The organism is Kribbella antiqua (genome assembly GCF_004345665.1).
Taxonomy (GTDB): Bacteria; Actinomycetota; Actinomycetes; order Propionibacteriales; family Kribbellaceae; genus Kribbella; species Kribbella antiqua.
In genome coordinates this window covers 52,986-78,213 of record NZ_SLWR01000017.1, presented here as the reverse complement: position 1 = coordinate 78,213, position 25,228 = coordinate 52,986, and the positions used below count along the sequence as shown (strand labels likewise).

The following is a 25,228-nucleotide window of genomic DNA, read 5'->3' as shown; positions in this document are numbered from 1 at the left end:
GTCTAGCTCATAGTGAGCTAACCTCAGTATATCTGCCCTTTCCAAAGAAAGGCATCTATGTCGATGGCCTTCGGCGGCGGAGGTGGTGGTGGCGGGGGTCGCGCGATGCGTTCCCTGCTCAAAGACACCTCGGTCCGCAATCACAAACTCACCGCGGGCACCTTGCGCCGCATCCTCAAGTTCGCCGTCCCCTACCGCGGCTACATTGCCGTCTTCCTGTTCCTGGTCGCCATCGACGCGGCCACCGGCGCCGCCACCCCGCTCTTGTTCCGCGAGATCATCGACCGCGGCATCGTTCCCGGTCGCACCGACCTGGTGGTCTGGCTGTCACTCGCCGTCGCCATGCTGGCGGTAGTCAACAGCGCGGTCACCCTGGCCGAGCGCTGGTTCTCCGCGCGGATCGGCGAGGGTCTCGTCTTCGACCTGCGTACGGCGGTCTTCGACCACGTCCAGCAGATGCCGGTCGCGTTCTTCAGCCGCACCCAGACCGGTGCGCTGATCCAGCGCCTCAACGGCGACGTCCTCGGCGCGCAGCAGGCCTTCACCTCCACGCTGTCGAACGTGGTCAGCAACCTGCTCAGCGTCGCCCTCGTGCTCGGCGCGATGTTCGTGATGTCGTGGCAGATCACGCTGCTCGCCCTGGTCCTGCTGCCGCTGTTCATCCTGCCGGCCCGGCTGATCGCCGGACGGTTGCGCGAGGCAACGGCCGAGACGTACCGGCTGAACGCGACGATGGCTCAGACGATGACCGAGCGGTTCAACGTCGCGGGCGCCGTACTGGCCAAGGTGTTCGGGCGGTCGCAGGAGTCGTCGCAGGACTTCGCCGGCAAGGCCGCCCGGGTCCGCGACATCGGCGTGACCACCGCGATGTACGCCGCCGTCTTCCGGGTCTCACTCACCATGGTCGCCGCGCTCGCGGTCGCTCTCGTGTACGGCGTCGGCGGCGTCTACGCGATCGAGGGAGCCCTCGGGATCGGCACGGTCGTTGCCCTCACCGCCTATCTGAACCGCCTCTACGGACCGCTCACCGCACTGTCCAACATCCAGGTCGACGTGATGACGACCCTGGTCAGCTTCGAACGGGTGCTGGAAGTTCTCGACCTCCCGCCGATGGTTGCCGACCGCAAGGACGCGAAGGAGCTGCCGGCAACGGTCGCGCCGTCGATCGAATTCGACCACGTCTCGTTCCACTACCCGTCGGCGCAGGAGGTGTCGCTCGCGTCGCTGGAGTCGGTCGCGACCCTGTCGGCCGAGACGGGTGAAGAAGTCCTGAAGGATGTCAGCTTCACCGTGATGCCCGGTCAGCTGATCGCCGTCGTCGGCCCGTCCGGCGCAGGCAAGACCACACTCGCGTCCCTGGTCTCCAGGATGTACGACGTGACCGGCGGCGCCATACTGGTCGGGGGAGAGGACGTACGTGCAGTCACCCAGCGCTCACTGCGATCCGTCATCGGCGTGGTCACCCAGGACTCGCACATGTACCACGACACGATCCGGTCCAACCTGCTGCTGGCCCGCCCCGATGCCACCGAGGCCGACCTGCATGAGGCGCTCGAAGCAGCGCAGATCGCGGCACTCGTGGAGAGCCTGCCCGACAGACTCGACACCGTGGTCGGCGACCGCGGCTACCGCCTGTCCGGTGGCGAACGCCAGCGCCTCGCGATCGCCCGCTTGCTGCTGAAGTCGCCGTCGATCGTGATCCTCGACGAGGCGACCGCCCATCTGGACTCCGAGTCGGAGGCCGCCGTACAAGCGGCACTGGCAAACGCCCTCGAGGGCCGCACGTCGCTCGTCATCGCCCACCGTTTGTCGACGGTCCGCAACGCCGACCAGATCCTCGTCCTCGACGAGGGCTACATCCGCGAACGCGGCACCCACGACCAACTACTAGCCGCAGGCGGCCTGTACGCCGACCTCTACACCACCCAATTCGAAAAGGCTGCCTAGGCCGGGGCGCGGAGGCGGCGGCGTGGGGGTGGGGTGCTGGCGGGGCTGGCCAGGCCTAGGTCGCCGAGGAATCGCTCCAGGGTGAACGCCGCCATTCCCAGGGCGACCGGGTTGCCCGGGACTCGGGAGGCCTCGACTGCCAGGCCCGGAAGCGAGCCGGGTAGCACGTGGTCGGGCAGCTCCTCGCGTACGGCGGGAATCAGCCAGTCGGCAAGGGCCGCGGTGGTCCAGCCGGTGAGGGTGATGTGCGGGATGTTGAGCAGGTTGACCAGATCGCCCAGCGCCGCCGCGAGGTAGTGGGACGTACGACGAGCCAGCTCGACCAAGGCTGGGTCGTCGGCAACCAGACCTTCGGCGACCGCGTCGACGAAGCCGCGTTGCAGGGGCTGGCGGAGCGCGGGGTGCTTCGGCGCGATCTCGGCCAGCGACATCTCGAGCCCGTGCACCCCGAGATACGCCTCGACACAGCCGCGCCGACCACAGCGGCATTGCCGGCCGTCGAGCTGGAGCAGCGTGTGACCCCACTCGCCGGCGTTGTTCGCGGAACCGCGCAGCAGAGTCCCGTCGATCGCGATGCCCGCACCGACACCGGTGCCGAGGTTGACGACGGCCATGCTCTTCGTCACCCGGCCGACGCCGAACCACATCTCCGACAGCGCGACCGCCTTCAGCGGGTTGTCGACGTACACGGAGATCCCGAGGCGTTGCTCGAGCAGTTCCTCGATCCGTACGTCGTGCCAGTCCCAGTTCGGCGCGAAGACCGAGACGCCCGCGTCCGGACGGACCTGTCCGGGCATGCTGACGCCGGCGCCGATGATGCGTTCACGCTCGGTGCCGCTCGCCTCGACCGCTGCCTCGATCGCCCGGACAATGCCGTTGACGACGTACTCGGTGTCGTTCTCGTGCTCGTCGAGGGCGACCTCACCGTGGCCGAGCGGGCCGAGGGTGACGTCGTACACAGTGGCGTCGACGTACGTCTCGGCCACGTCGATGCCGAGGATGCGGCCGCGGTCCGGGTCGATGGTGAGTCGCTCGTACGGGCGCCCGACGGTGTTCTGCTCGACGGTCGCGATCCGCAGCACACCCTCGGCCAGGAACTGCGTTACCAGGGTGGCCACGGTCGCCGTACTCAGTCCCGTGTGTTTGGCGATCTCCTGCCGGGTCGAGGGCCCAAGCGTGAACAGCGCATGGAGAACCTCGAACCGGCTCTCGTTGCGCAGGTCACGGGACGTCTGCCGCGGCAATCTCTCGACCCCCTCAAACGTTGTAGAGACTTATCGTACGCAGCTCCGCATCGGCCGGTCCTTCGACGCCCCTGACCAGCAGCGTCAGCTCGGACCAACCCGCCGGGATCCACAGTACGTCGGGATCGCCGCCCGAGAAGGCCGGTCGGTCGCCCACCCAGACCCGCCCGATGCACTCGCCGGAAGACCAGCCGGTCACGCGCAGTTGCGCTCCGTCGACTCGCACCAGGCGTTCGCTCTCAGACGCCGGCAGCTCCACGTCCAGCCAGGCTTCCTCACCAGGCGCCAAGGTCAGCGGCAGCGTCACGTCAACCGCGGGCTCGGCGTGCCCGGCGAAGGCGGTCAGCAGTTCGTCGTCCTGTACGGCGCACGTCCAGTCCGTCACCGGGTTCAGCGTGAGCAACTCGGCGCGGAGGCCGCCACCGCTCGGGTCGTGCGGCACGGTGATCGAGACCTGCTTGGTCCCGGCCGGCAGCAGCACCCAGGGGTTCTCGGTGTGGACCGTGATCGGCTCGCCGTCGTCGATCGTCACGCCGACCGGCGCGCGAACCCCTTCCAGGTGCAGAGCGGTCAGCTGGGAGAGGTCGACACGACGTGTGTAGGTGATCGGCGTACCGACGCGCGTACTGCTCCAGCCGGTGAGCGATCGTAGTGGCGCCGGCTCACCGGCCCAGTGACCCTCGACGGTCCACAAGGCGGAGAAGTCCTGCGTCTCGACGATGGTCCAGACGCTGCCGAGCCCGCGTAGCGCACCAAGCTGTAACGACGGAAGGCGTACGTCGTCGAAGTTCGCGTGCCCCCAGATCTCCACCGTGGCGTGGATGTCGCCGGTGAGACCGCGGACATCGATCCGTTGTGTCGCGCCGAAACCGGCAAGCGTTTGAACCCGGCCGCCGATCGAGAGGTCCACGATGTCGGACGCCCCGACCAGCAGCAGCTCGTCGACGTCCGTCAGGTCCGCGGTCGCGGTGTAGGTCCCGCGCCCGCGATACGTCCCGAGTGACTCCAACGTCGGCGGAAGCTCATGCGTACCGGCAGGCTTCGCCGGAGCAGTAGCCGTCCGGCGAGAGACCGTACTCACCACGCCTGACAACGATTCCTCGGCCGGTACCACGTCCACCGGCGACTCCACGGTGACCCGGACACCGCCGACGACCAGAGTGGCACCGACCGCGACCTCGACCGGAGTGTTGCCGATGACAACGGTCACCGGCACCTTGGACGAGAACACCAGTCCTTCGTCCGACCACGAGACCAGATCGGCCGATGCCAAGGTCAACGTTGTCTCCGGCAACGGGAAGTCGATCAGCATCAACGGACACGAATCCGCCGCCACCGCGACCGAAACACCGTTGACCAGCGCCCGCCCGTCCTCGTCACCGAGATTCGGTACGGCGACCAGCCGCCCACCACCCGCGAGGTCGAGCGCCGAAGGCGACGCACTCGTGGGGAAGTCGGCGGCAACCTCCACCGGATCTCCCAACGTTGCCAGAGCCAGACGCGACCCGAGCGCCGAGATCACTCGCGCGAACATTTGCGCTTCGCCGTACTCCGGCCGCTCCGCACCGGTTGACGACACGTAGCCGTGGAAGTCGTAGCCGTGGCTCATGAAGTTGCCCGGCTGACCCCAGTTCCCGCTCGACGGCGTGTACCCGAAGTTCCACCCCGACGACTGCAGGTACGGCGCGATCAACGACGCACCGCTGGCCAGCATCCGGCGCAATGTCCGGTGCCGCCGGTTCGTCTCGGTGATCAGCAGCGGCAGCCCGCGATCCGCGAGCAGTGCCGCATATCGTCGTACTTCGGCTTCGATGAACGGCGAATCGTCGTTCGGATAGAAGTTGCACGCCGGTACGACGCCATCGACGTTGCCGGTGGCACCGAAGAGGTCGCCTTGGCCCGCGCAGGCGATCAGCGGAACATCGATGCCGGAAGCAAGCTCCCGCAGGGCGGTGATGTACCCGGTGCGATCCTCGCAGTCGAAGAAGTCCAGCTCGTTCTCCAGTTGGACCATGATGATCGAGCCGCCCGCGCCATATTGACGGGCCGCCAACAGAGGCAGCACCTGGTCGAACCAGGCCGCGACCTGCGTCAGGAAGGCAGGCTCGTTCTGGCGGACGCGCAACGAAGGATCGAGACCGAGCCACGCGGGTAGCGCGCCGCCGTCCCACTCCGAGCAGATGTACGGACCCGGCCGGGCGATGACGTACAGCCCGACCTCGTGGGCGAGGTCCAGGAACGCCGCCACATCACGCCGGCCCTCGAACGACCAGCGGCCGGGCGCGAGCTCATGGAAGTTCCACGGCAGGTACACGTCCACGCAGGTGTAGCCGGACGCGCGTACCTGCTCGAGCCGTGCGCGCCACTGCTCCCGGGGCAGACGGAAGTAGAACAGCGACGCGCACAGCACGACCTGCGGCTGACCATCGATCTGGATGCCGCGAGCATCCAACGAAACCGAACTCACTTGACCCCCGCGCTGCCGCCGCTGATGTCCATTTCGTACAAGTACCGCTGACCGAGGTAGTAGACCAGGATCATCGGCAACGTGAGCAGGATGGACCCGACCATCACCAGGTTCCACGGCGGCGCCTGGAGCGCGGCCGACGTACTGGTGATGTACTGCACGCCCAAGGCCAGCGGCATCTTGGACTCGTCGTTCAGGTAGATCAACGGGCCCATGAAGTCGCCCCAGGTCGCCGTCAGGGTGAAGATGCCGATCGCGATCAGTACCGGCGCGAGCATCGGCAGCATGATCCGGCGGTAGATGCCGAAGAAGCCGAGCCCGTCCACCATCGCGGCCTCGTCGATCTCGCTCGGCAGCCGGGACACGAACTGCCGGACCAGGAAGACGTTGAACGCGTTGGAGAAGAAGTTCGGCACGATCAGCGGCAGGAAGGTGTTCACCCAGCCGAGCTCCTTGAACAGGATGAACTGCGGGATCATGGTGATCTGCGAAGGGATCATCATGGTCGCGATCACGATGATGAACAGGGCGTTCTTCCCCGGTGCCCGCAGCCGCGCGAACGCGTACCCGACCAGCCCGCTGGACAGCACCTGCCCGGCCACGGCACCGAGCGAGATGATCACCGAGTTCAGCAGGAACTTCTGCATCGGCAGGTCGGTGCCGAACACCCGGGTGAAGTTCGACCAGTGGAACTCGCCCGGGATGATCGTGAACGTGTTCGCGTTGACCGTCTGGTCGCTGGCCAGCGCGATCGACACCACGAACACCAGCGGCACGCACAGCACCGCGGACACGATGATCAGCGTCGCGTAGGTGAACGGGGTCGCCTTGAACACCCCGATGACCCGGTCCCTGCTGCCGCGCCCTCGCTCGGGCCCCGGTCCTTGCTCCTGCTGCTGCGGCGGTGCGGCAGCGGAGATGATGGTGGCCATCACTTCACCTCGGTCTCGTAGAACACCCAGCGCCGGGCGGTGCGGAAGGCGAGCAGGGTGAACACCAGGATCACCGCGAACAGCATCCACGAGATCGCCGACGCGTACCCCATGTGGTAGAAGCTGAACGCCTCGTCGAACAGCAGCGGAACCATCGTCTGGCTCGCGTTGTTCGGCCCGCCCTTGGTCAGGATGTACACCTGGGAGAACACCTGGAAGGCGCCGATCAGCCCCATGATCAGGTTGAAGAAGATGATCGGCGTCAACTGCGGAACGGTGATGCTCCAGAACTGCCGGATCGGGCTCGCGCCGTCCACCTCGGCCGCCTCGTAGAGCTCCCGCGGGATGCCCTTCATGGCCGCCAGCAACAGCACCGTCGCACCGCCGGCGCCCCAGACGGACAGCAGGATCAGCGCGGGTTTCACCCACACCGCCTCCAGCAGCCACGACGGACCGGGGATGTGGAAGATCCCCAGTACGTCGTTCAGCGGTCCGGCCGGCGCCAGCACCATCTTGAAGATCATCGCCGTCGCGACCAGCGGGACCAGCGTCGGCAGGTAGATCAGCGTACGGAACACCTTGCGGGCGCGAACCTGCTTGTTCAGCAGGTTCGCCAGCCACAAGCCGATCACCAGACCGAGCGGGACCGAGATCGCGGCGTAGTAGAAGGTGTTCCACAACGCCTTCCAGAACACCGGATCCTCGGTCAGCAGCCGGGTGTAGTTCTCCAGCCCGACCCACTTCGGCGGCGTGAACGAGTCCCAGTCGGTCAGCGAGATGTAGATCGACGCGATCATCGGCCCGAGCAGGAAGACGATGAACCCGATGATCCACGGCGAGGCGAACAGGTAGAACCAGAGCGCCTCGCGCCGGCGTAGTTTGGACATCAGCTCGGCTTGACGATGGTCTCGAGACGCTTCTGGATCGCGGTCAGCGCGGTCCGGGCGTCCTGCTTGCCCAGCCAGAAGTCCGCCAGCCCGTCGTCGAACGCCTTCTGCATCTCGTTCCAGGCGGGGATGAACGGCGCCCGGTAGACGAAGTCGCTCGACTCACCGAAGACGTCCATGTTCACCGGCTTGGTCATCCAGGCCGGCTTGAGGAACGCGTCGCTCTTCTGCACCTCGATGTTGGCCGGCACGTCCTGGCCGGTGGCGATGATCTGCTGCTGTGCCTCCGGCGAGGTGAGGAAGTCGATCGCCTTGAACGCCGCCTCCGGGTTCTTCGCGGTCCGGGAGATGGCCAGGCCGCTGCCGAACGCGGTCACCGCCTGCTGCTTGCCCTTCCACAGCGGCGCGATGTCCCAGTCGATCTTGCTCTTGGTCAGGCCGCTGATACCCCAGAAGCCGGTGGTGTTGACCGCGACCTTGCCGTTGGCGAAGGCCGCGTCGCCGCCGACGTCGGCGCCCATGTTGGCGTAGTCCTTCTGGGTCGGTACGACGCCGTGCTTGAAGATCAGGTCACCGGCCCACTGCAGCGCCTCGATCACCTCGTCGCTGGCGACCGCGGGCTTGCCGCTGTCGTCGATGATCTTGCCGCCGTTCTGGTACACGAAGCTCCACCACTGCGCCCACCAGCCGGAGCCGGCGTAACCCCACTGCTTGCCCGGGACGGTGAGCTCCTTGAACGCGCCGAGCGCGTCGTCCCAGGTCCAGTCGGCGGTCGGCGCCTTGATGCCCTTGGCCTCGAACAGCGCCTTGTTGTAGTACACGATCATGGCGCCGGAGCGGTCCGGAACGGCGTACACCTTGTCCTGGTACGAGTAGAGCTTGCCGATCGAGCCGAATCGCTTCTCCAGGTCCAGACCCGCCTTGCTCGCCAGGTCGTCCAGCGGCTGGATCTGGTTCTTGCTCGAGTAGACGTTCACGCTCTCGGCGACCTGCATGATGTCCGGGCCCTTGCCGCCGGCGATCATGGTCTGCACCTTCTGCGCGTACCCGTCGTTCGGGATCAGCTGCAGCGTCACCTTGATGTCCGGGTACTTCTTGGCCATCAGGTCGAGCCGCTTCTGGTACGTCGTCTTGTCGTTCTCGCCGCCCCACACCGTCATCACCAGGTTGGCGGCGGTGGAGTTGCCTCCCGACGAGGAGGATCCGCTGTCGTCACCCCCGCACCCGGTGAGCGTGATGACGCCCGCGGCGAGCCCCATCCCGAGAAAACCCCGACGCGAGTACTGCGCCCTGTCCATCGTCATCGCGCTGAACCTCCCACGTGTTGAACCCTGAGGTTTTCTGTTGAACCCTGAGGGTTTTCGTGGCGGTTAAACTAACCATTGGAATAATCCTTGACAAGACCTCGTGCGGCAGTTGCCAAACCGTGACCACCGAGAGCACTGGTCCGGTGGCGCAGGGATCGCGCTCTCATGGCGCACACGTAGCGACCACCCGCCTGGACCTGGCGGGTGGTCGCTACGTGGTCAGCGGCGGGGGCGGCCGGAAACGGCGTGGTGTTGGGTGAGGTTTGGTCAGGTGATGTCCCGGACGTGGAGAACGGCCCCGTTCGCGACGTCGCGATCAAGCAGGGACCAGATCGTCCTGGCCACGTCCTCGGGTTTCGCCAGCCGGCCCTCTGCCTCTAGCTGCCGGAAGCGGTAGACCTCGGGGAACATATCGGCTCTGGCGGCGCGGAGCTCGGCCTGCATGTCGGTATCGATCGCGCCTGGTGCCACGGAAATCACCCGGCAACCAGGGTTGCGCCGTTGCTGTTCGAGTCCGACGGCTCGCACCCATTGATCCAGCGCCGCTTTGCCCGCGCAGTAGCTGGACTCGCCTTCGTGCGGACGGCGGCCGGCGCCCGACGACACCATCACGAGGTGCTGCTCGAGCTTGCTATCGGCAACAGCTCGCAGGAACGCATGACCGAGCACCTGCGCGGCCGCCGAGTTGAGCAGCACGTTCCGCGTGTACTCGGCGGTGCTGACCGCGCCGGCAGGACCCAGCGGCGTCAAAGTGGCGGCGTTGTGAACAAACACCACGCCGTCGCCGTCAAAGGTCGCCAGGCGGCGGTTGAAGTCCTCCTCGACCAGTGGCCACATGTCCGGGTTGGCGAGATCTACCGCGACGTGATGAGTCCCCGGCGTACCCCCGCGCCGGGAGATGTCCACCAGCTCGGCATCGAACGGGATCGTTGCCGCCAGCGCGGCACCCAGCCCGGCCGACGCGCCCGAAATCCAGACCAGCATCCGCCGAAACGCACCCACGGCGTTACCTGGCGCACCGGCCTGGTCCACTTGGCATCCGCCCGTGTCTGGATGGCGCACGAAAGTCAGTCATGTGCAGTTCCCCCCTGCAGCTGTACGGATCCCCGTTCAGCGCCACGTGGCGCCCCCGATTGCAGCGTACGTCTTCTGTCGCGACAAACACAGCCAGGTCAGCATGCAATTCTCCGGCAATGAGGCCTCCGGCAACGAGGTGAGCGGAGTGATGCGGAATGGATGACAGGCAGATCGACCGGCAGGGTGGCGGGACGCGCCCGGATGTCTTGGTTGCCGCGGGCACACCCAGTGTCGTGGGTGACGCTGGCGGTGACTTTACCTTCGGGTTTGCTGGGAGTTTCGTGTCGTTCCTGCGGCGGCTCGGAGCCTGAACGTCGACGGTCAAGTCGCCGTGAAGAGTTGGCCGTAGTTGGCTGGTTTCGCTGCGGAGTTGGCGGCTTGGAGGAGGCCCCAGAGGAGGCACTGGTTGGCGGTGAGGACCGGGCGGTGGAGGTCTTGTTCCAGGGCGGCGATGATGCCGACGGTGCGGAAGCCGTTGCCGCCGATGAAGACGGCTTCGGCGTCGGCGGGTGTGTGGCTGGTGATCCAGGCGAACAGTTCCGACGGGTTGATGCTGCGCTGACTGCTCGGCAGACCACACGACATGTGCGCGACGACGTCGAAGCCTTGGGATCTGAAGTACTCCGCGCCGAGCCGGTTGAGTTCGGCGTCGAACCACGGTGGGTCGAAATGCGCTATCCGGTTGGCGTTCAGTTTCCGTAGGCCGGCGACCGCGGAGGTGCAGGTCGCGACCACCGGGATGCCGCCGCTGCGCTCCATCAGCCGGTCGACGACCTTGTGCTCGCCCTCGGCGCCGACGACGTACGCCGAACTCGTGAAACCGATGCCGATGGCACCGATCGGTGCGGCGGCGAGCAACGACACGGCTTCGTCGATGTACGGCGGTTCGACGAACGCCTGCAGCGGTGCGTGCGGAATCGTCGGGTCCATCAGCCCGCCGGTCGTCATCGCCCCGAACGGAACCCGCGCCGCATGCACCCGAACACCCTCCGGAGCCATTGCCTGCAGCTCCGACTCCGGTCCCACATCTGCGTGCGGCGCCAGTACGCCGAGCCGCACCCGCACATCCCACCCATCTGGCTGCCACATAGTTCCCCTCCGTCCCCGTTACTGCCGAGTGTGCGCCGGAAAACCGCTCGACGTAAGGCGGCAGCTGGATAGCATCGGCAGGTGAACTCGGGCGAGTGGACCTGGCAGTGGGACGAGACTTTGTTCGCCGGTAGTGCCGAGCACTACGCGGTGGGACGGATGGAATATCCGGCTGAGCTGGCGGAGGTATTGCGTTCGGAGCTTGGGCTGGACGGCCGGGGGCGGCTGCTGGATGTGGGGTGTGGTCCGGGCTCCCTGACGGTGTTGCTGGCGCCGTTGTTCGAAGCGGCCGTGGGGGTGGACGCCGATCGGGAGATGATCGAGGTGGCGTCTCGGCGATCCAGCACCATCGAGTGGAGGCAGCTGCGGGGCGAGGCGCTGCCCGCGGATCTCGGGACCTTCCGGGTGGTCAGTTTCGCGCAGGCGTTTCACTGGATGGATCAGGAGCTGGTTGCGGAGAGAGTCCGCGACATGATCGAGCCCGGTGGCTTCTGGGTCCATGTCGCCGCCTCCACCCATCGGGGCGTGGACGGCGACGACCCGCTACCGCACCCGCGTCCGCCGTGGGACCGCATCGACGAGCTGGTTGCGAAGTACCTGGGTCCGGTACGGCGTGCAGGCCAAGGACACCTGCCTACCGGCACCCGAGGCGGCGAGGAGAAGGTCATGCTGGCAGCCGGCTACCAAGGCCCAACCAGAGTCTCCGCCGGGGGCAACGAAGTCGTGGAACGCTCCGTCGAGGACGTCACCGCGGCCGTCTTCTCACTCTCCAGCTCAACCCCGAACCAGTTCGCGGACGACCTCCCAGCCTTCCAAGCAGACCTCCGCGACCTACTGACCAAAGCTTCGGACCAAGGCCACTTCTCCGAACGCACCCGCGAGGTCGCCGCAGTCATCTGGCGCCCCTGAGGTGGGTACGGCGACCCTCGCTTCGGCCGCCGCGGATCGCAGTACTGGAAGGCCTTTGTCCTGGTGTGGATCTCGTCGTACGGCGCGTGTGGTCCGGGGGAGGAGGTGACGTCGTTGGTCCAGGCGGGGACGATCGCGGCCAGGTACTCGTCGGTGATGGCGCCGCGACGGTCGAACGGTACGCCGAGAGCGGCGTACTCCTCCGACGACCAGCCGGAGCCGACGCCGAGCACGAACCGGCCGTTGCTGAAGGCATCGAGATTGGCGCCGGTTCGTGCGACCTGCAAGGGATGCCGGTAGGGGAGGACCAACACCGACGTGCCGAGCAGCAGGTCGCTGGTGTTCGCGGCGAGCCAGGCGATGGTGGTGAAGGGGTCGTAGAAGGGGACCGGATACAGCGCCTGCACCTCCGGCGTCAGCGCGATGTGATCAGAGATCATCGCGATCGCGAACCCTGTTCTCCTCGGCGAAACGCGCCCAGCCGAGCAGCACCTCGGGCGTGGTGCCGGGACCGTAGTTGAGCAGGTTCAGCCCGAGCTTCACCGGCGTTGCTCCAGGAACGCGGCGAACGGTTCACGAGCTTCGGGTAGTTCGATCTGCGAGATCCGGTCGGGATCGAGTTGGCGAGCCGCCGCCTGGATGTCGAACAGCACCGGAGCGAACGGCGTGCCCAGGTCGGGCACCCACTCCTTCGGCGCCGCGTACACGATCCGGTCCACTTCCGCGGCGATCGCGATCGTGTGGCAGATCGGGCAGGGCTCGCAGCTCGTGTAGAGCGTCGTACCGGCCAAGGTGATTGTGCCCAACTCCCGGCACGCCGCCCGGATCGCCTCGACCTCGCCGTGTGCGCTCGGATCGTTGTCGCGCAACGAGGTGTTCACCCCGACCGCGACGACCTCGTCGTCTCCACGCGCGATCACCGCCCCGAACGGCAACTGTCCCTCGGCCACGTTCACTCGCGCCAACTCGACCGCCTGCCGCAACAACTCAAGATCTCCCATGAGCCGACGCTACCGGCCGCGAAGAATCCCGTAGACGATCGAATCGTCCTTGCGGCCGAGTCCTTTGCGCCGACCGGTCAGGTAGAGCTGTTCCGCGACGGCGGCCAGAGGCGTGGGTTGGTCGACCGACTTCGCGGTCGTGGTGACGATGCCCATGTCCTTGACGAAGATGTCGAGCGCACTGCGGACGTCGTCGAAGGCGCCGGCGACCATCCGGCCGCCCCGGTCGCCGAACATGAACGATCCGGCAGCTCCGGCCTTCAGCACCTCCCAGGTCGCTTCGACGTCCAGGCCCATCGAGTCGGCCAGTGCCAGGGCCTCGCCGGCCACGGCGATGTGGACCCCGCACAGCAACTGGTTGACGACCTTGACCTTCTGGCCGTCGCCGGGCACCGGGCCGACCACCGGGGCGGTCGAAGCCATCGCGTCGATGATCGGTCGCGTCGCCGCGAGATCTTCGGCGGAGCCGGACACCATCACCAGCAGATCGCCCTTGGCGGCCCGAGCGACACCACCCGACACCGGCGCGTCGACAAGTCCCACGCCAAGCTCGCCGAGCCGGCGCGCCCAGCTCTCGACCGGTCCCGGACCGACAGTCGCCATCACCACGACGACCGCGCCGGGCTCCAGCTCACCGGCCGCGCCACCCTCGCCGAACAGCACAGCCTCGACCTGATCCGGCGTCGCGACCATCAGGACAAGGACCGTCGCGCCCGTGGCAGCTGCCCGGATGGAGTCGACTGCAGTCAGGTCCCCGCCGGCCAACGATCGCGCCCGCTCGAGTGAGACGTCGTACGCCGAAACCGGGTAGCCGGCAGCCGCGACGCACTGCGCCATCGGGCCTCCCATAGCGCCCAGTCCAATCCAGCCGATGGTGGTCATGCCAATGCTCCTTCAGTAGCGGCTCGGAGGCGGTCGAGGACGAGTGCCAATGCGTCGGGTCCGCCGACGTTTCCGGGGAAGACGACGTACGGGCAGCCGATGACTTCGGCCGGGGCCTCGTCCGGGGTGAGCAGGGAGATCTGTCCGGGCAGGAATTGTCCGGCGACCGTCGCCCGCCGGATCCCCAGGCCGCGGACCGCCAGATCGTGGGAGGTGATGCCGCCCTTAGCGACGACCCACGCTGGCCGGGCTGCGCGGGCCTTTTGGACGACGCTGACCAGCGCCGCCGACACTGTGCGGGAGATGTCCAGGCTCGCGTCGGGGTCGCCGTCCACCGCAACCAGGTCGCGGCTGGTGCAGACGAGTACGTCGGACACCGGCAGGGCTGCGACGATTCGTGCCGCAGCTTCGTCGATGTGAGCCGCGGCAGTCCGCGAGTCGAGCAGGTCAGGAACCCGGAGCTCGACCTCGACGAGACCGCCGCGCTGTCGCGCCGCCTCCACCTGCCGAGTGGTGAGCCCGACGTGGCTACCGACCGCGATGAGGCCGTGCCGCGCGCGGGACCTGTCGATCGCGATGTCGGCCGGACCGAGGGCCTCCTTCGCCTCGATACCGGCCAGCGCCCGGACGAAGGAAGGCCCGGACCGGGTCAGGAAGGTCTTGCCCGCGTCCTGGGCGTGCTGCAAACCGAGTGCGACCACTTCGAGATCGGCGTACGACGTGCAATTGACGATGACCCAGCCGAGTCCGGAGACCGCGGTGAGGATCTCGGCGACCCGCTCGGGGCCGCCGACCCGGATGTCCTCCAGCGAGAGGCTGTGCACGACCGCCGTACCGCCCGACCGCTCCGCGAGGAAGTCCCGCAGGTTCGAGGAGGTGTAGCCGAAGGTCTCGTCCCTGGCAAACTCCGTCTGGCCGACCGGCGTCGGCTCGCCGTCGACAACGGCGAAGTGGACGTCCTCGACAGTGAAGCGGCCGGCTTCGAGCATCGCCGGGCAGAACAGCACACCGTCGACTGGTCGGCCGGTGACGGCCAGGTGTTCGGCCGCGATCGTCTCGACCTCGGCGAGCACATGGCCGCGGAGCGTGCTGTCACTGCGCGACACGACCTCGACGGTCGCCCCAGCGGCGTCGGCAAAGGCATAGAGGTCGTGCGCAGCAGTGCGGTTCAGCGCGACGGCCCGGTTCTCGTCGAGCGCCCGTGTGTTCGTGAGGATGAAGCAGGTGTCCCCGGGGGCGGCGAGCCCGGCGGCGTACTCGGACCGTTCGAGCACGGTCACGATCGAGACGCCGTGCACCGCCTGGGAGCCGGTCGGATCGTCGTCCAGTACGGCGAGTCTGCGGCCGGTGCGGAGGTTGTACTCGCGGATCCGTGCCGCGGCGCCGGGAAGCTCGAGCACAGCCGGCACCGTCGGGGAGGCGCTCATACCAGAGCCCCTGCGGTCTTCAGCTTGCGGCCGACCGGCTGGATCTTGCCTTGGTAACCCACGAACGTGATGCACGCGAACAGGACCATCCCGATCACGCCCACTCCGGCGATGGTGTACGTCGCCATGTCCTGGGCATGGGCGTTGACGGCCAGTTGAGCGGCGTCGAGAGTGCCGGTCTTCGGCGGCGAGACGAAACCGTACGCGTTGAGGACGGCGGCCCGGATGTTCGGGGCGAAGAAGCCGCCGAGGTTGCCGAGCGAGTTGATCAGGCCGATGCCGGTGGCCGCGGCGGCGCCGGTCAGGATCGAGGCGGGGAAGGTCCACATGATCGGCTGGACCGAGACCAAAGAGCCCGCGACAAGGCAGAGGAAGGCGATCGCGACGACCGGCTCGGCCTTGAACAGCACCGATCCGGTGAGACCGATGACGGCCAGGGAGTAAGCGAAGACAGCCGTCCAGCGTCGCTGCCCGGTCTTGTCGGAGAACAGCGTCGTGTACCGGGTGATCACCAGCGCGACCACCCACGGGACAGCGGTGATGACGCCGACCAGGAAGCCGATCTTCTGGCCGGTGAGCGCCTGGACCTGGCTCGGCAGGTAGAAGGTGAAGCCGTACATGCAGATCTGGACGGAGAACGAGCACAGCGCGACGTACACCAGTCGCGGATTGGTCAGCGGCTTGTACCAGGGCTCGTGGTGACCATTGCCGGCCGCAGCGCGCTCCTCGTTGTCCAGCGCGATCGCGGCGTTCAGGACCTTCTTCTCCTCGCCTGTCAGCCACTTCGCGTCGTCCGGCTTGGAGTCCAGGTAGAAGTAGATCCACACCCCGAAGACCACGGTGAGCAGACCCTCGAGACCGAACATCCACTGCCAGCCGGCCAGGCTGAGTGCGCCGTGCAGGTCGAGAAACGCGCCTGAAAGCGGCCCGCCGAACACATAAGCCAGCGGGATGCCCATCATGAACAGGCCGGTGAACCGCGAGCGGTACTCCGCCACCGCCCAGTAGGTGATGTAGAGGATGACGCCCGGGAACAACCCGGCTTCCGCGACCCCCAGCAGCACGCGGACGCTGTAGAAGATCCATTCGTTGTGCGCGAACGCCATCAGCGCGGAGATGATCCCCCAGGTCACCATGATCCGGGCCAGCCAGAACTTCGCGCCGACCTTGTGCAGCAGCAGGTTCGACGGCACCTCGAAGAAGGCGTAGGCGACGAAGAAGATGCCGGCGCCGAGCGCGTACGCCGCCTCGGTCAGCCCCGTGTCGGCCATGTACTCGGTCTTGGCGAAGCCGATGTTCACCCGGTCCAGGAAGGCGAGGGTGTACATCAGCAACAGGATCGGGACGAGGCGCCACTGCACCTTGCGCATGATCGAGCCGAGGGTCGCCTCGGCGCTGCCGGAAAGGGTGGTGGACATGGTGTCGGACCTCGATTCGTGGGGAGTGGCGGGAAATCTATATAAAATAGATTTTGAGATCCAGAGGCAGGCTTGTGTGACCTGCGTCACATTAAGGAGAGGGTCAGCGCGACGGCTGTGCGGCCAGGTCCTTCAGGGACCGGCGGCGGATCTGTTCCATGTGGGTGCGCATCGCGGCGATGGCAGCCTGTACGTCGCCCTGCTGGAACCCGGCCAGGATGGCGGCGTGCTCACGGACCGCGAACTGCGTGTCGTTCACCCCGACCACAACACCCTGGCGTCGCCGGTGCAGGTGACCGCCCAGACCTTCGGCCATCTGCAGGACGTACCGGTTGCGCGAATGCCGGAGGATCGCCAGGTGGAAGTCCCAGTCGGCCTCGAAGTACTCGCGTTGCCGGGTCATCACGGCCGGGTCGCCAGGCGGAAGTGCGGCGAGGTGCCGGGCCGCCGCCTCGTGCCGCTGTTGCGCCGCTTCGAGTTGGGGCACCAGCTGATCCAGCTCGCCGGAGATCAACTCCATCGCCCCGAGTTCCACGAGTTCGCGGGCGTCGATCAGTTCCGACATCTGCGGCTCGGCCAGCAGTGGAGCCACCCGGTAGCCTTTTTGGGCGACCCGCGTGACCAGGCCGGTGGCCTCGATCTTGGCGAGCGCCTCCCGGACCGGAGTCGGGGAGACTTCCAGCAGGTTGGCCAGATGCTCGATCCGCAGTGCCTGACCCGGCGTGACGCGGCCGCTGATCAGCAGGTCGATGAGTGCGTCGTACACCCGGTCGCGGAGGACGAGCCGTTCGCTCTCGTCGAGCGGGCCAACCGGCAACGACACAGCTGCCCCCTTCCGTTCCACTGATACCCGATCAGTAGCCTAACCCGGTCGCCCTTGGGCGATGGTGACGACCAGATCAGCCGCGCGACTGGTGAGTTCGCGCTTGCCGATGACGCCGGCGTGGATCTGCATCGCGACGCCGTCCAGCACGGCGGTGACAAGTCGCGCCCGGGCGGCGGCCTCCGCCTTCGGTACGCCGGGGGAGACCTGCCGGATCAGGACGCTGAGTTCGCGGTAGAACGTCGCGTAGATCTCGCGGTTGAGTTCGCGGAACCGGTCGTGGTGATAGGCGAGCAGCGACATCGTCCCGAAGACGCTGCCGGCGCCGGTCGTCCAGTTGCGGACCAGCGCACGAGCGGCCGTCTTCAACCCCTCCGCCGACTCCACGGTGGTCGCCCGCCGCAGGGCGTCGAGATCGCGGTCGAACTCGGCCCGGATCACGGCCTCGAGCAGGTCGTCGCGGGTGGCGAAGTAGTACTGGAGGTTTCCCAGTTTCATGTCGGCCTTCGCCGCGACCCGCCGCAGCACGAACTGGTCGAACCCTTCCTCGACCAGCAGGTCCCGCGCGATCTCCAGCACCGCGTCCCGGCGGACCTGGCCGCGATTGCTCAGCGTCGTACTCATGCGCCTACCGTATCCTAGGTCAATGACCTATATTTGGTCACCGACCTAAAAAACACCTGTAAGGGGAACTCATATGTCAACCCGCCTGACCGTTGCCGAGCGCGAGGCCTTTCTGTCCGACGTCCGGATCGGCGTCGTCAGCGTCGCGTCGGACCGGCCCGATCGGGCACCCGTCAGTGCTCCGGTCTGGTACGACTACAGCCCCGAGACCGGCGTCACGATCATGATGAACGCGAAATCCCGCAAGGGTGTGGCCCTCGAATCCGCCGAGCGCTTCGTCCTCGTCGTACAGTCGGAGTCGATCCCATACCGCTATGTGACCGTCGAGGGTCCGGTGATTGAAACACGGCGTCCCGACACCGAGCAGGATCTCCTTCCACTCGCCGTGCGCTACCTCGGCGACGAAGGTGGCAAGGCCTACGCCAAAGCTTGGGAAGAAGCCGGTGCCGCCGAGACCGATCTGGTCTACGTCATGAAGCCGACCCACTGGAACACAGTCGACTTCACCAGCGATCTCGGGTAACACTCGGTGTCGCTGCCGCGATGTCTGGGGGGAGTCGACGGCGTCGATCGAGGGGTGGGGATCAGGGTGGAGCATGCGCTGGTGGTTGTCTCGCCGGATGAGGCGGCGGAGCTGGAGGAGTTGACCGCATCGGTGGACGGCGCGTCGGAGCCGGTCGGGGCGCGACCGTTCGACGGTGTGGTCGTCGTACAGGCAGAGATTCCGTTGACGGCGGCCGCGGTGGCGATCCTGAAGGACTGGGTCAAGGCGCGGTTCGAGCAGAAGAAGTCGCAGACCGTCGTGGTGCGGGGCGCGAAGTTCATGGGCTACTCCGCGGACGAGATCAGGGAGCTGTTCGCCTGGCTCGACAAGGAGCTCACGCAAAGCTAGTGCTTTCCGGTGGTGCTTTCGCGGACGATGAGTTCGTAGTCGGCCGGGAGTTCGGCTGGAGGGCTGGTGTCGCCGTCGAGGCGGCGGAGCAGGAGCTCGACCGCATGCTGGGCGATCTGGGTCTTGTTCGGGCTGATGGTGGTGAGGCTGGGGGTGCTGTAGCGGCCGTCCTCGATGTCGTCGAAGCCGACCAGGGCGATGTCCTCGGGGACGCGCAGGCCGTGGCTGAGGATGGTCCGGAGGGCGCCGAGCGCGAGCAGGTCGTTGTAGCAGAAGACCGCGTCGGGGGGATCGGGCAACGCGAGCAGGTCCGCCATCGCGGCGGCGCCGTCGGCTCGGTGGAAGTACGTCGTCGGGCGGATCAGCTCGGGTAGCGGCTCGAGACCGGCGGCGTTCAGCGCGGCCTGGTAGCCCTCAGTCCGAAGGCGGCCAGTACGGCGGCTCTCGTCGGACTGGTCGCCGATCGCCGCGATCCGCCGGCGGCCGAGCTCGACCAGGTGCCGGGTCGCGACCTCGGCGGCGCCGACGTTGTCGATCATGATGTGGTCGAGACCGCCCTGGACCACGCGCTCACCCAGCAGTACGACGGGCGTCGACGACGGGCGGTCGCGCAGGTCGGCGCCGCCGAGTGCGAGCGGATTGAAGATCAGCCCGTCGAACATCGCCGCCCGATTGCCGCGCATCACCAGCTCGCGCTCGCGCACTGGGTCGCCGTCGGTCTGATCCACCACCACGGTGTAGCCGGCGGCCGCCGCCTGCTCGATGACGGCCCTGGTCAGCTCGGCGAAATACGGTACGTCGAGCTCCGGCAGGACCAGCGCGATCAGGCCGGAACGGCCGCGCCGGAGCGTCCGGGCGACCGCGTTCGGCTGGTAACCGAGCTCGTCGAGCGCGCGCTGCACCCGCGCCCGGGTCTCCGGTGCGACCTGGGGGAAGTCGTTGACGACGTTCGACACCGTCCGGACCGAGACACCGGCTCGCTCGGCGACTTCGCGCAGTGTGGCGGGCACTGGGCACCTCTTCCGGGGGATAGCGACCTCTTGACACTTGCAACGTTGCAAGCATAGCGTTCCGAGCACCACTTGCAACGTTGCAAGCCCCGCGAAAGTCATGAGGAAGCCGCCATGACCGATCTGTTCTCATCTCCTGTTTCCCGCCGGCCTCTGTCTCGCCGCGCTGTGCTCCGGGGCGCAGGTGCCGCCCTGGTGGCCGGCGGTCTCGGTGCCTGCGCGCCGGGCAGTACGACCGGCAACACCCCGCTGCCGACCAGCAGTGCGACCACGCCGCCCTCGGGCGAGCTCACCATCTGGGACCGCACCGGCGATCTGTTCAAGGTCTTCGACAAGGCGATCGCGACGTTCACCGCCAAGTACCCGCAGGTGAAGGTCAACCACGTCGCCGTCGACATCAACGCCAAGCTCCCGGCCACGCTGATCAGCGGCGCCGGCGTCCCCGACGGCGCGTTCTACGACGACGCCCTGCTGACCGGCGTCGCTCCGCACCTGCACGACCTCAGCCAACTGATCGAGCAGTACAAACCGGACATCGCGCCGTACAAACTCGGCGTCGTCACGGTCGACGGCAAGGTTGTCGCGGTGCCGTGGGATCTCGACCCCGGACTGCTGTTCTACCGCGAGGACATCGTCACCCAGGCCGGTGTCGACCCCGCAAGCCTGACCACGTACGACGCTCTGCTCGGCGCTGCCCGCACGGTCCGGGACAAGTTCCCCAAGGCCAAGCCGATCCATCTGGAGAACGACCAGTTCCTGGCTCAGCTGTGGATCGACATGTTCGCCAACCAGCAGGGCGGCGCGATGGTCGATGCCCAGGGCAAGCTCAGCATCGACTCGGATCCGTACCGCAAGACCCTGACCTGGCTGGACACCGTGCGGTCCGAAGGACTCGGGACCCTGGCCAAGTACACGCAGCCGACCGACCTGCAGACGCAGGACAACGGGACGCAGGTGTTCGTGCCGTGGGCGCAGTGGTTCGTGTTCGCACCGCAGCAGTTGCTGAAGGCAAGCAAGGGCAAGTGGCGGGCGACCGCGCTGCCGGCCTGGCAGGCCGGTGGCCCGCGGGCGGGTGTCATGGGCGGTTCGTCGTTCGTCATCCCGGCCAAGGCGAAGAACCCTGAGCTGGCCTGGAAGCTTTACGAGCATCTGGTCTTCAGCAAAGAGGGGTACACCGCCGTCTATGGACCGAACGCCGTCTACCCGGGTGGGCTGAACACGTCGATCCCGTCGTACCTGCCGGCGCTCGACCCGGCGGCGCCGCTGTTCAAGCCGATCGATGCGCTCGGCGGTCAGGACCTGTGGAAGGTCGCGGTCGAGGCCGGCAAGCAGGTGCCCGGCGGCTACACGATCCCGACCTGGTGGGGGAAGGCGGTCGACTACTTCGGCGTCAACGTGCAGAAGCTGCTCGCCGGGCAGATGAGCCCGGACGAGGTACTGAAGACGTCGGCGACGCAGATCCAGAAGAACCTGATGGGTCCCAGCTGAATGGCAACGATCACCGAAGCAGCCGCAACCCGGCGGCAGGCGCGTCCAGTACGACGCCGCCGGGTGAAGGCCGCACCGTATCTGTTCGTCGTGCCCTTCGTCCTGGTCTTCGCAGCCTTCAGCGCGTACCCGATCTTCTTCGCGCTGCAGCTGAGCTTCACCAACTGGCACGGCGCCGGGGTGCTGGAGTTCATCGGGTTCGCGAACTACCGCTATCTGCTCGCCAGCCCTGACTTCTGGCAGTCGATGGCGACGTCCGGTGCGCTGTGGCTGCTCGTCGTACCGGCGCAGGTTCTGCTGGCGTTGACGATCGCTGTGGCCTTGCGCAAGGCAAGGTTCCGCGGGTTGTTCAGCGCCGCGTTGATCGCACCCTTCGTCACGCCGCTGGTGGCGATGGCGCAGGTCTGGATCATCCTGTTCGATCAGGACTTCGGTGCGGTCAACCACGGCCTGGCATCTGTCGGATTGCCGGCAATCGGCTGGTTGACGACCTCAGCGGGCGCGAAGGTGACCGTCGCGCTCCTCGTGCTGTGGCGAACGACCGGATACGCCGTGATCCTGTTGATGGCCGGATTGTCGGCAATCCCATCGGATGTCTACGAGGCGGCGCGGATCGACGGCGCGAGCGCGTGGCACCAGTTCTGGTCGATCACCGTCCCGCTGGTGACGCGGACGCTGAGCTTCGTCGTCGTGATCGGGACGCTGACCGTGTTCCAGCTGTTCGCCGAGCCGTACGTCGTCACCGGCGGCGGACCGTTCAACTCGACCCGGACGGCCGGGCTCCATCTCTACAAGCACATCACCAACTCCGACCTAGGGCTCGGGGCGGCGAACTCGATGCTGCTCGTGGTGATGGTGCTCGCGTTGTCGCTCGCGTCCATCCGGCTGCTGCGTTCGAGGGAGGACTCGTGAAACTCGGAGCCGTCGGACGGTACACGCTGCTCACCATTGCCGGGATCCTCAGTCTGGCGCCGCTGCTCTGGATGATGCTGTCGTCGCTCAAGCCAGGCGGGGACATCATCGCCCGGCCGTTCAGCTTCGACTTCTCGCAGCTGACCCTGCACAACTTCCGGGCGATGCTGGACACGATCCCGATCGGCACCGGCTTCCGGAACACCGCGATCGTGGTCGTGATCAAAGGCGCGCTGACCATGATCTTCTGCCCGATGGCCGGTTTCGCGTTCGCGAAGTACGCGTTCCCGGGGAAGCGCGTGCTGTTCGCGACCGTGCTGACCACGCTGATGCTGCCGACGCTCGTACTGCTGATCCCGCTGTTGCTGGAGATGAGTCAGCTCGGCTGGGTGAGCACGTTCCAGGCGCTCATCCTGCCGGGTGCGATCGATGCCTTCGGCGTGTTCTGGATGCGCCAGGTGATCATGGCGATCCCGGACGAGCTGCTGGACGCCGCCCGCGTCGACGGCGCCGGTGAGTTGCGGATCTTCGCGAGCATCGTGCTCCCGGTGATCCGGCCGGGTCTCGCGGCGCTCGGCGTACTGACGTTCATCAACATCTACAACGACTTCGTCTGGCCCGTGGTGGCGGTGAACGACGAGCAGCACCAGACCCTGCAGGTGATGCTCTCGGCCCTCGCCCAGAACATCCGCTCGGGTCAGCTCGGCGCGGACTGGACCAGCGTCTGGGGCCAGTTGCTCGCGGCAAGCACCGTGGCCGCGATCCCGGTCCTTGTCGTCTTCATCGTCCTGCAACGTCACCTCATCAAGGGCGTCATGGCCGGCAGCCTCAAGGGATGAAAATCACCCTCGTTCCGCTCGGGGTGGGGGAAGCCCGCTCCGCTCGGGGTGGGGGAAGAACCTGGAGAACACTCGTGAACACACCGCGTCCCGAATATCCGCGCCCGCACTTCGATCGCTCGGAGCGCTGGCTCAACCTCAACGGCGACTGGGACTTCGCACCGGACCCCGACGACCTCGGCCCCGGCGACTTTCCGGAAACCATCGTGGTGCCGTTCCCTTGGGAGCACCCAGCCTCAGGTGCCGTCGCGCACTGGTTGCCGACAGCCTGGTATCGGCGGCGGATCGAGCGGCCCGCGGACTGGGTCGGGCAGCGGACGATTCTGCACTTCGGCGCCGTGCACCATCAGGCGACCGTCTGGGTCAACGACGTACTCGCCGTCGAGCATGAAGGCGGTTACCTCCCGTTCGAGGCCGACATCACCGACTTGCTCGACGCCGACGGCGCCGGGACCCTCGTCGTCCGCGTGCATGCGCCGACTGATAAGCGCTTCATCCCGCACGGCAAGCAGCGGAGTATTCCGGCCGACGACTACGACGGTTGTGCGTTCACCCCGTCCAGCGGGATCTGGCAGACGGTGTGGCTCGAGCCTCGGCCGGCGTCGTACATCTCCCAGCTGTCGTTGCGCCCGACTCCGGAACTCGACGGCATCGAGGTGTCGCTGACAGGTCCGTCGCCGGTCCGGATCGAGATCCCGGGTGTCGGCGTGCAGACTGTCGACAATCTGACCGGCCCGGTCACGGTGCCGATCCCCGAGCCGCGGCTGTGGAGCCCGGAGGATCCTCATCTGTACGACGTGATCGTCACCGCCGGCGAGGACACGGTTCGGACGTACACCGGGCTGCGCCGGATCGAGTGGCAAGGCAACAACCTGCTGCTGAACGGCGTACCGACGTACGTGCGCGGCGTCCTGGACCAGGGCTTCTGGCCGACCGGCGGCCATGCTGCGCCGAGTGACGAGGCACTGCGGCAGGACATCGAGCTGGCGCGTGAGGCCGGGTTCAACCTGGTCCGGAAGCATCTGAAGCTCGAGGACCCGCGCTGGCTTTACTGGGCCGACAAGCTCGGCATGCTGGTATGGGCTGAGCCGCCGTCGACCGGCCGGTTCAGTGGCACGGCTGTTGCCGCCTTCGAAGAGGTGGCGGTCGGGATGGTGGCGCGCGACGGCAACCATCCGAGCATCGTGATCTGGGGTGCGTACAACGAGGAGTGGGGACTCGACTGGGACGTGCCCGGCGATCCCGCCAAGCAGGACGCCGTACGACGGGCGTACCGGTTGATCCGGGACGCCGACCCGACGCGGCCGGTGGTGGACAACTCCGGATGGGCGCACGTCGAGACCGATCTGGTCGACTGGCATTACTACGACGACAACGTCGCGTCGTGGGCATCGGTCATCGACCGGCTGATCAACACGGCCGACGGCAGCTTCCCAGTGAAGCTCGGGCCGGACTTCGTGGTAAACGAGGCGATTGCGGCTCCTGGCTTCGAAGCTGCCGATCGGATCCAGCTCAACGGTGAGTACGGCGGCGGGTCGACCAGCGTCGAGCGCGGCTGGCATCTGCGCTGGCAGACGCAGGAGCTGCGCAGGCACGCGCGGAACGCCGGGTACATCTTCACCGAGCTCTACGACATCGAGCACGAGACCGTCGGCATCTACACCTACGACCGGCGAACGAAGGACCTCGGCGGCACCCGGCCTTCCGACGTACATGCGGAGACGACGCTCATTGTCGACGTCACGCCGGAAGCGCCTGGCCGTGATGCCGTGGGTGAAACGACCCTACCGGTCCGGGTCTCGCACCACGGCCGCGAGCCATTGCTCGGCACGTTGCACTGGGAATCCGGCTCCGCGCCGATCGAGGCCAAGCCGTTCGCCGTCACGGCGCCGATCGAGGTCTCCGCGACAACGCCTGGCCGCCTGCATCTTTGGGTCACCGACTCGGCCGGTGCCGTCGTCGCGAGGAGTTTTGTCGACATCGCCGCGCGCTGAATTCCCGGGGATCAATCCGCCCGTTGTTCCGAGGAGGTTTCATGTCCGTCCGACGACTA

Annotated in this window: 22 protein-coding genes and 1 pseudogene; 8 read left to right on the top strand and 15 right to left on the bottom strand. The window is 67.0% G+C overall.

Annotated elements, in window-relative coordinates; genetic code table 11:
• Positions 1-105 precede the first annotated feature (105 nt).
• Positions 106-1,947, top strand: a complete 1,842-nt coding sequence (locus tag EV646_RS35800; RefSeq protein WP_241996544.1) for an ABC transporter ATP-binding protein — start codon at positions 106-108, stop codon at positions 1,945-1,947.
• Here the strand turns inward: EV646_RS35800 and EV646_RS35795 are convergent.
• The 7 genes from EV646_RS35795 to EV646_RS35765 all read right to left on the bottom strand — a co-directional run bounded on the left by EV646_RS35795 (position 1,944) and on the right by EV646_RS35765 (position 10,950).
• Complete coding sequence (locus EV646_RS35795) at positions 1,944-3,191, bottom strand: ROK family transcriptional regulator (protein WP_132156716.1); 1,248 nt, start codon at positions 3,189-3,191, stop codon at positions 1,944-1,946. The genes EV646_RS35800 and EV646_RS35795 overlap by 4 nt on opposite strands.
• A gap of 13 nt (positions 3,192-3,204) precedes the next feature.
• Positions 3,205-5,658: a beta-galactosidase gene (locus EV646_RS35790; RefSeq protein WP_199237389.1), complete on the bottom strand. Its 2,454-nt coding sequence runs from the start codon at positions 5,656-5,658 to the stop codon at positions 3,205-3,207.
• A complete protein-coding gene (locus EV646_RS35785) occupies positions 5,655-6,590 on the bottom strand; it encodes a carbohydrate ABC transporter permease (protein WP_132156712.1) in 936 nt (311 codons plus the stop codon). Before EV646_RS35785 ends, EV646_RS35790 begins: the two co-directional genes overlap by 4 nt.
• Positions 6,590-7,477, bottom strand: a complete 888-nt coding sequence (locus EV646_RS35780; RefSeq protein WP_132156710.1) for a carbohydrate ABC transporter permease — start codon at positions 7,475-7,477, stop codon at positions 6,590-6,592. Before EV646_RS35780 ends, EV646_RS35785 begins: the two co-directional genes overlap by 1 nt.
• Positions 7,477-8,781, bottom strand: coding sequence for an ABC transporter substrate-binding protein (locus EV646_RS35775; RefSeq protein WP_132156708.1), 1,305 nt, complete (start codon positions 8,779-8,781; stop codon positions 7,477-7,479). Before EV646_RS35775 ends, EV646_RS35780 begins: the two co-directional genes overlap by 1 nt.
• 270 nt (positions 8,782-9,051) lie before the next feature.
• On the bottom strand, positions 9,052-9,786 hold the full coding sequence (locus EV646_RS35770) for an SDR family NAD(P)-dependent oxidoreductase (protein WP_132156706.1): 735 nt from the start codon (positions 9,784-9,786) through the stop codon (positions 9,052-9,054).
• A gap of 396 nt (positions 9,787-10,182) precedes the next feature.
• A complete protein-coding gene (locus tag EV646_RS35765; RefSeq protein ID WP_132156704.1) occupies positions 10,183-10,950 on the bottom strand; it encodes a maleate cis-trans isomerase family protein in 768 nt (255 codons plus the stop codon).
• A gap of 81 nt (positions 10,951-11,031) precedes the next feature.
• Between EV646_RS35765 and EV646_RS35760 the strand changes: the two genes are divergently transcribed.
• On the top strand, positions 11,032-11,859 hold the full coding sequence (locus EV646_RS35760; RefSeq protein WP_241996543.1) for a class I SAM-dependent DNA methyltransferase: 828 nt from the start codon (positions 11,032-11,034) through the stop codon (positions 11,857-11,859).
• Between the two features lie 125 nt (positions 11,860-11,984).
• Here the strand turns inward: EV646_RS35760 and EV646_RS41095 are convergent.
• From EV646_RS41095 to EV646_RS35725, 7 genes and pseudogenes are all read right to left on the bottom strand, one after another.
• Positions 11,985-12,299: pseudogene (locus tag EV646_RS41095) on the bottom strand (LLM class flavin-dependent oxidoreductase); the annotation flags it as partial.
• A gap of 99 nt (positions 12,300-12,398) precedes the next feature.
• Positions 12,399-12,860 carry a nucleoside deaminase gene (locus EV646_RS35750; RefSeq protein ID WP_132156702.1) on the bottom strand — a complete coding sequence of 154 codons (462 nt, stop codon included), beginning with the start codon at positions 12,858-12,860 and terminating at the stop codon, positions 12,399-12,401.
• Positions 12,861-12,869: 9 nt separating this feature from the next.
• Positions 12,870-13,742, bottom strand: coding sequence for an NAD(P)-dependent oxidoreductase (locus EV646_RS35745; protein WP_132156700.1), 873 nt, complete (start codon positions 13,740-13,742; stop codon positions 12,870-12,872).
• Positions 13,739-15,169 (bottom strand): four-carbon acid sugar kinase family protein, encoded by a 1,431-nt coding sequence (locus tag EV646_RS35740; protein WP_132156698.1) that lies wholly within the window; start codon positions 15,167-15,169, stop codon positions 13,739-13,741. The genes EV646_RS35745 and EV646_RS35740 overlap by 4 nt, the downstream gene beginning before the upstream one ends.
• Complete coding sequence (locus EV646_RS35735) at positions 15,166-16,587, bottom strand: MFS transporter (RefSeq protein WP_132156696.1); 1,422 nt, start codon at positions 16,585-16,587, stop codon at positions 15,166-15,168. Before EV646_RS35735 ends, EV646_RS35740 begins: the two co-directional genes overlap by 4 nt.
• 103 nt (positions 16,588-16,690) lie before the next feature.
• Positions 16,691-17,410 carry a GntR family transcriptional regulator gene (locus EV646_RS35730; protein ID WP_158291112.1) on the bottom strand — a complete coding sequence of 240 codons (720 nt, stop codon included), beginning with the start codon at positions 17,408-17,410 and terminating at the stop codon, positions 16,691-16,693.
• Positions 17,411-17,449: 39 nt separating this feature from the next.
• Positions 17,450-18,034, bottom strand: coding sequence for a TetR/AcrR family transcriptional regulator (locus tag EV646_RS35725; RefSeq protein WP_132156692.1), 585 nt, complete (start codon positions 18,032-18,034; stop codon positions 17,450-17,452).
• Between the two features lie 73 nt (positions 18,035-18,107).
• Between EV646_RS35725 and EV646_RS35720 the strand changes: the two genes are divergently transcribed.
• Positions 18,108-18,557 (top strand): pyridoxamine 5'-phosphate oxidase family protein, encoded by a 450-nt coding sequence (locus tag EV646_RS35720; RefSeq protein WP_132156690.1) that lies wholly within the window; start codon positions 18,108-18,110, stop codon positions 18,555-18,557.
• A gap of 54 nt (positions 18,558-18,611) precedes the next feature.
• On the top strand, positions 18,612-18,926 hold the full coding sequence (locus EV646_RS35715; RefSeq protein WP_132156688.1) for a hypothetical protein: 315 nt from the start codon (positions 18,612-18,614) through the stop codon (positions 18,924-18,926).
• Here the strand turns inward: EV646_RS35715 and EV646_RS35710 are convergent.
• Positions 18,923-19,936 carry a LacI family DNA-binding transcriptional regulator gene (locus EV646_RS35710; protein WP_132156686.1) on the bottom strand — a complete coding sequence of 338 codons (1,014 nt, stop codon included), beginning with the start codon at positions 19,934-19,936 and terminating at the stop codon, positions 18,923-18,925. The two genes, EV646_RS35715 and EV646_RS35710, sit on opposite strands and share 4 nt — an antisense overlap.
• A gap of 195 nt (positions 19,937-20,131) precedes the next feature.
• Between EV646_RS35710 and EV646_RS35705 the strand changes: the two genes are divergently transcribed.
• From EV646_RS35705 to EV646_RS35690, 4 genes are all read left to right on the top strand, one after another.
• Positions 20,132-21,424 carry an ABC transporter substrate-binding protein gene (locus EV646_RS35705; protein WP_241996542.1) on the top strand — a complete coding sequence of 431 codons (1,293 nt, stop codon included), beginning with the start codon at positions 20,132-20,134 and terminating at the stop codon, positions 21,422-21,424.
• Positions 21,425-22,336 (top strand): carbohydrate ABC transporter permease, encoded by a 912-nt coding sequence (locus tag EV646_RS35700; RefSeq protein WP_132156685.1) that lies wholly within the window; start codon positions 21,425-21,427, stop codon positions 22,334-22,336.
• Entirely contained in the window at positions 22,333-23,175 is an 843-nt protein-coding gene (locus EV646_RS35695; protein WP_132156683.1) for a carbohydrate ABC transporter permease, read from the top strand. The genes EV646_RS35700 and EV646_RS35695 overlap by 4 nt, the downstream gene beginning before the upstream one ends.
• Before the next feature lie 74 nt (positions 23,176-23,249).
• On the top strand, positions 23,250-25,169 hold the full coding sequence (locus tag EV646_RS35690) for a glycoside hydrolase family 2 protein (protein ID WP_132156681.1): 1,920 nt from the start codon (positions 23,250-23,252) through the stop codon (positions 25,167-25,169).
• Positions 25,170-25,228 lie beyond the last annotated feature (59 nt).

Bases quoted from the DNA above. Each gene is read 5' to 3' on its own strand.
- EV646_RS35800 (WP_241996544.1), top strand. From the start codon at position 106: ATGCGTTCCCTGCTCAAAGACACCTCGGTCCGCAATCACAAACTCACC.
- EV646_RS35785 (WP_132156712.1), bottom strand. From the start codon at position 6,590: ATGGCCACCATCATCTCCGCTGCCGCACCGCCGCAGCAGCAGGAGCAA.
- EV646_RS35780 (WP_132156710.1), bottom strand. From the start codon at position 7,477: ATGTCCAAACTACGCCGGCGCGAGGCGCTCTGGTTCTACCTGTTCGCC.
- EV646_RS35775 (WP_132156708.1), bottom strand. From the start codon at position 8,781: ATGACGATGGACAGGGCGCAGTACTCGCGTCGGGGTTTTCTCGGGATG.
- EV646_RS35765 (WP_132156704.1), bottom strand. From the start codon at position 10,950: ATGTGGCAGCCAGATGGGTGGGATGTGCGGGTGCGGCTCGGCGTACTG.
- EV646_RS35750 (WP_132156702.1), bottom strand. From the start codon at position 12,860: ATGGGAGATCTTGAGTTGTTGCGGCAGGCGGTCGAGTTGGCGCGAGTG.
- EV646_RS35745 (WP_132156700.1), bottom strand. From the start codon at position 13,742: ATGACCACCATCGGCTGGATTGGACTGGGCGCTATGGGAGGCCCGATG.
- EV646_RS35740 (WP_132156698.1), bottom strand. From the start codon at position 15,169: ATGAGCGCCTCCCCGACGGTGCCGGCTGTGCTCGAGCTTCCCGGCGCC.
- EV646_RS35735 (WP_132156696.1), bottom strand. From the start codon at position 16,587: ATGTCCACCACCCTTTCCGGCAGCGCCGAGGCGACCCTCGGCTCGATC.
- EV646_RS35725 (WP_132156692.1), bottom strand. From the start codon at position 18,034: ATGAGTACGACGCTGAGCAATCGCGGCCAGGTCCGCCGGGACGCGGTG.
- EV646_RS35720 (WP_132156690.1), top strand. From the start codon at position 18,108: ATGTCAACCCGCCTGACCGTTGCCGAGCGCGAGGCCTTTCTGTCCGAC.
- EV646_RS35700 (WP_132156685.1), top strand. From the start codon at position 21,425: ATGGCAACGATCACCGAAGCAGCCGCAACCCGGCGGCAGGCGCGTCCA.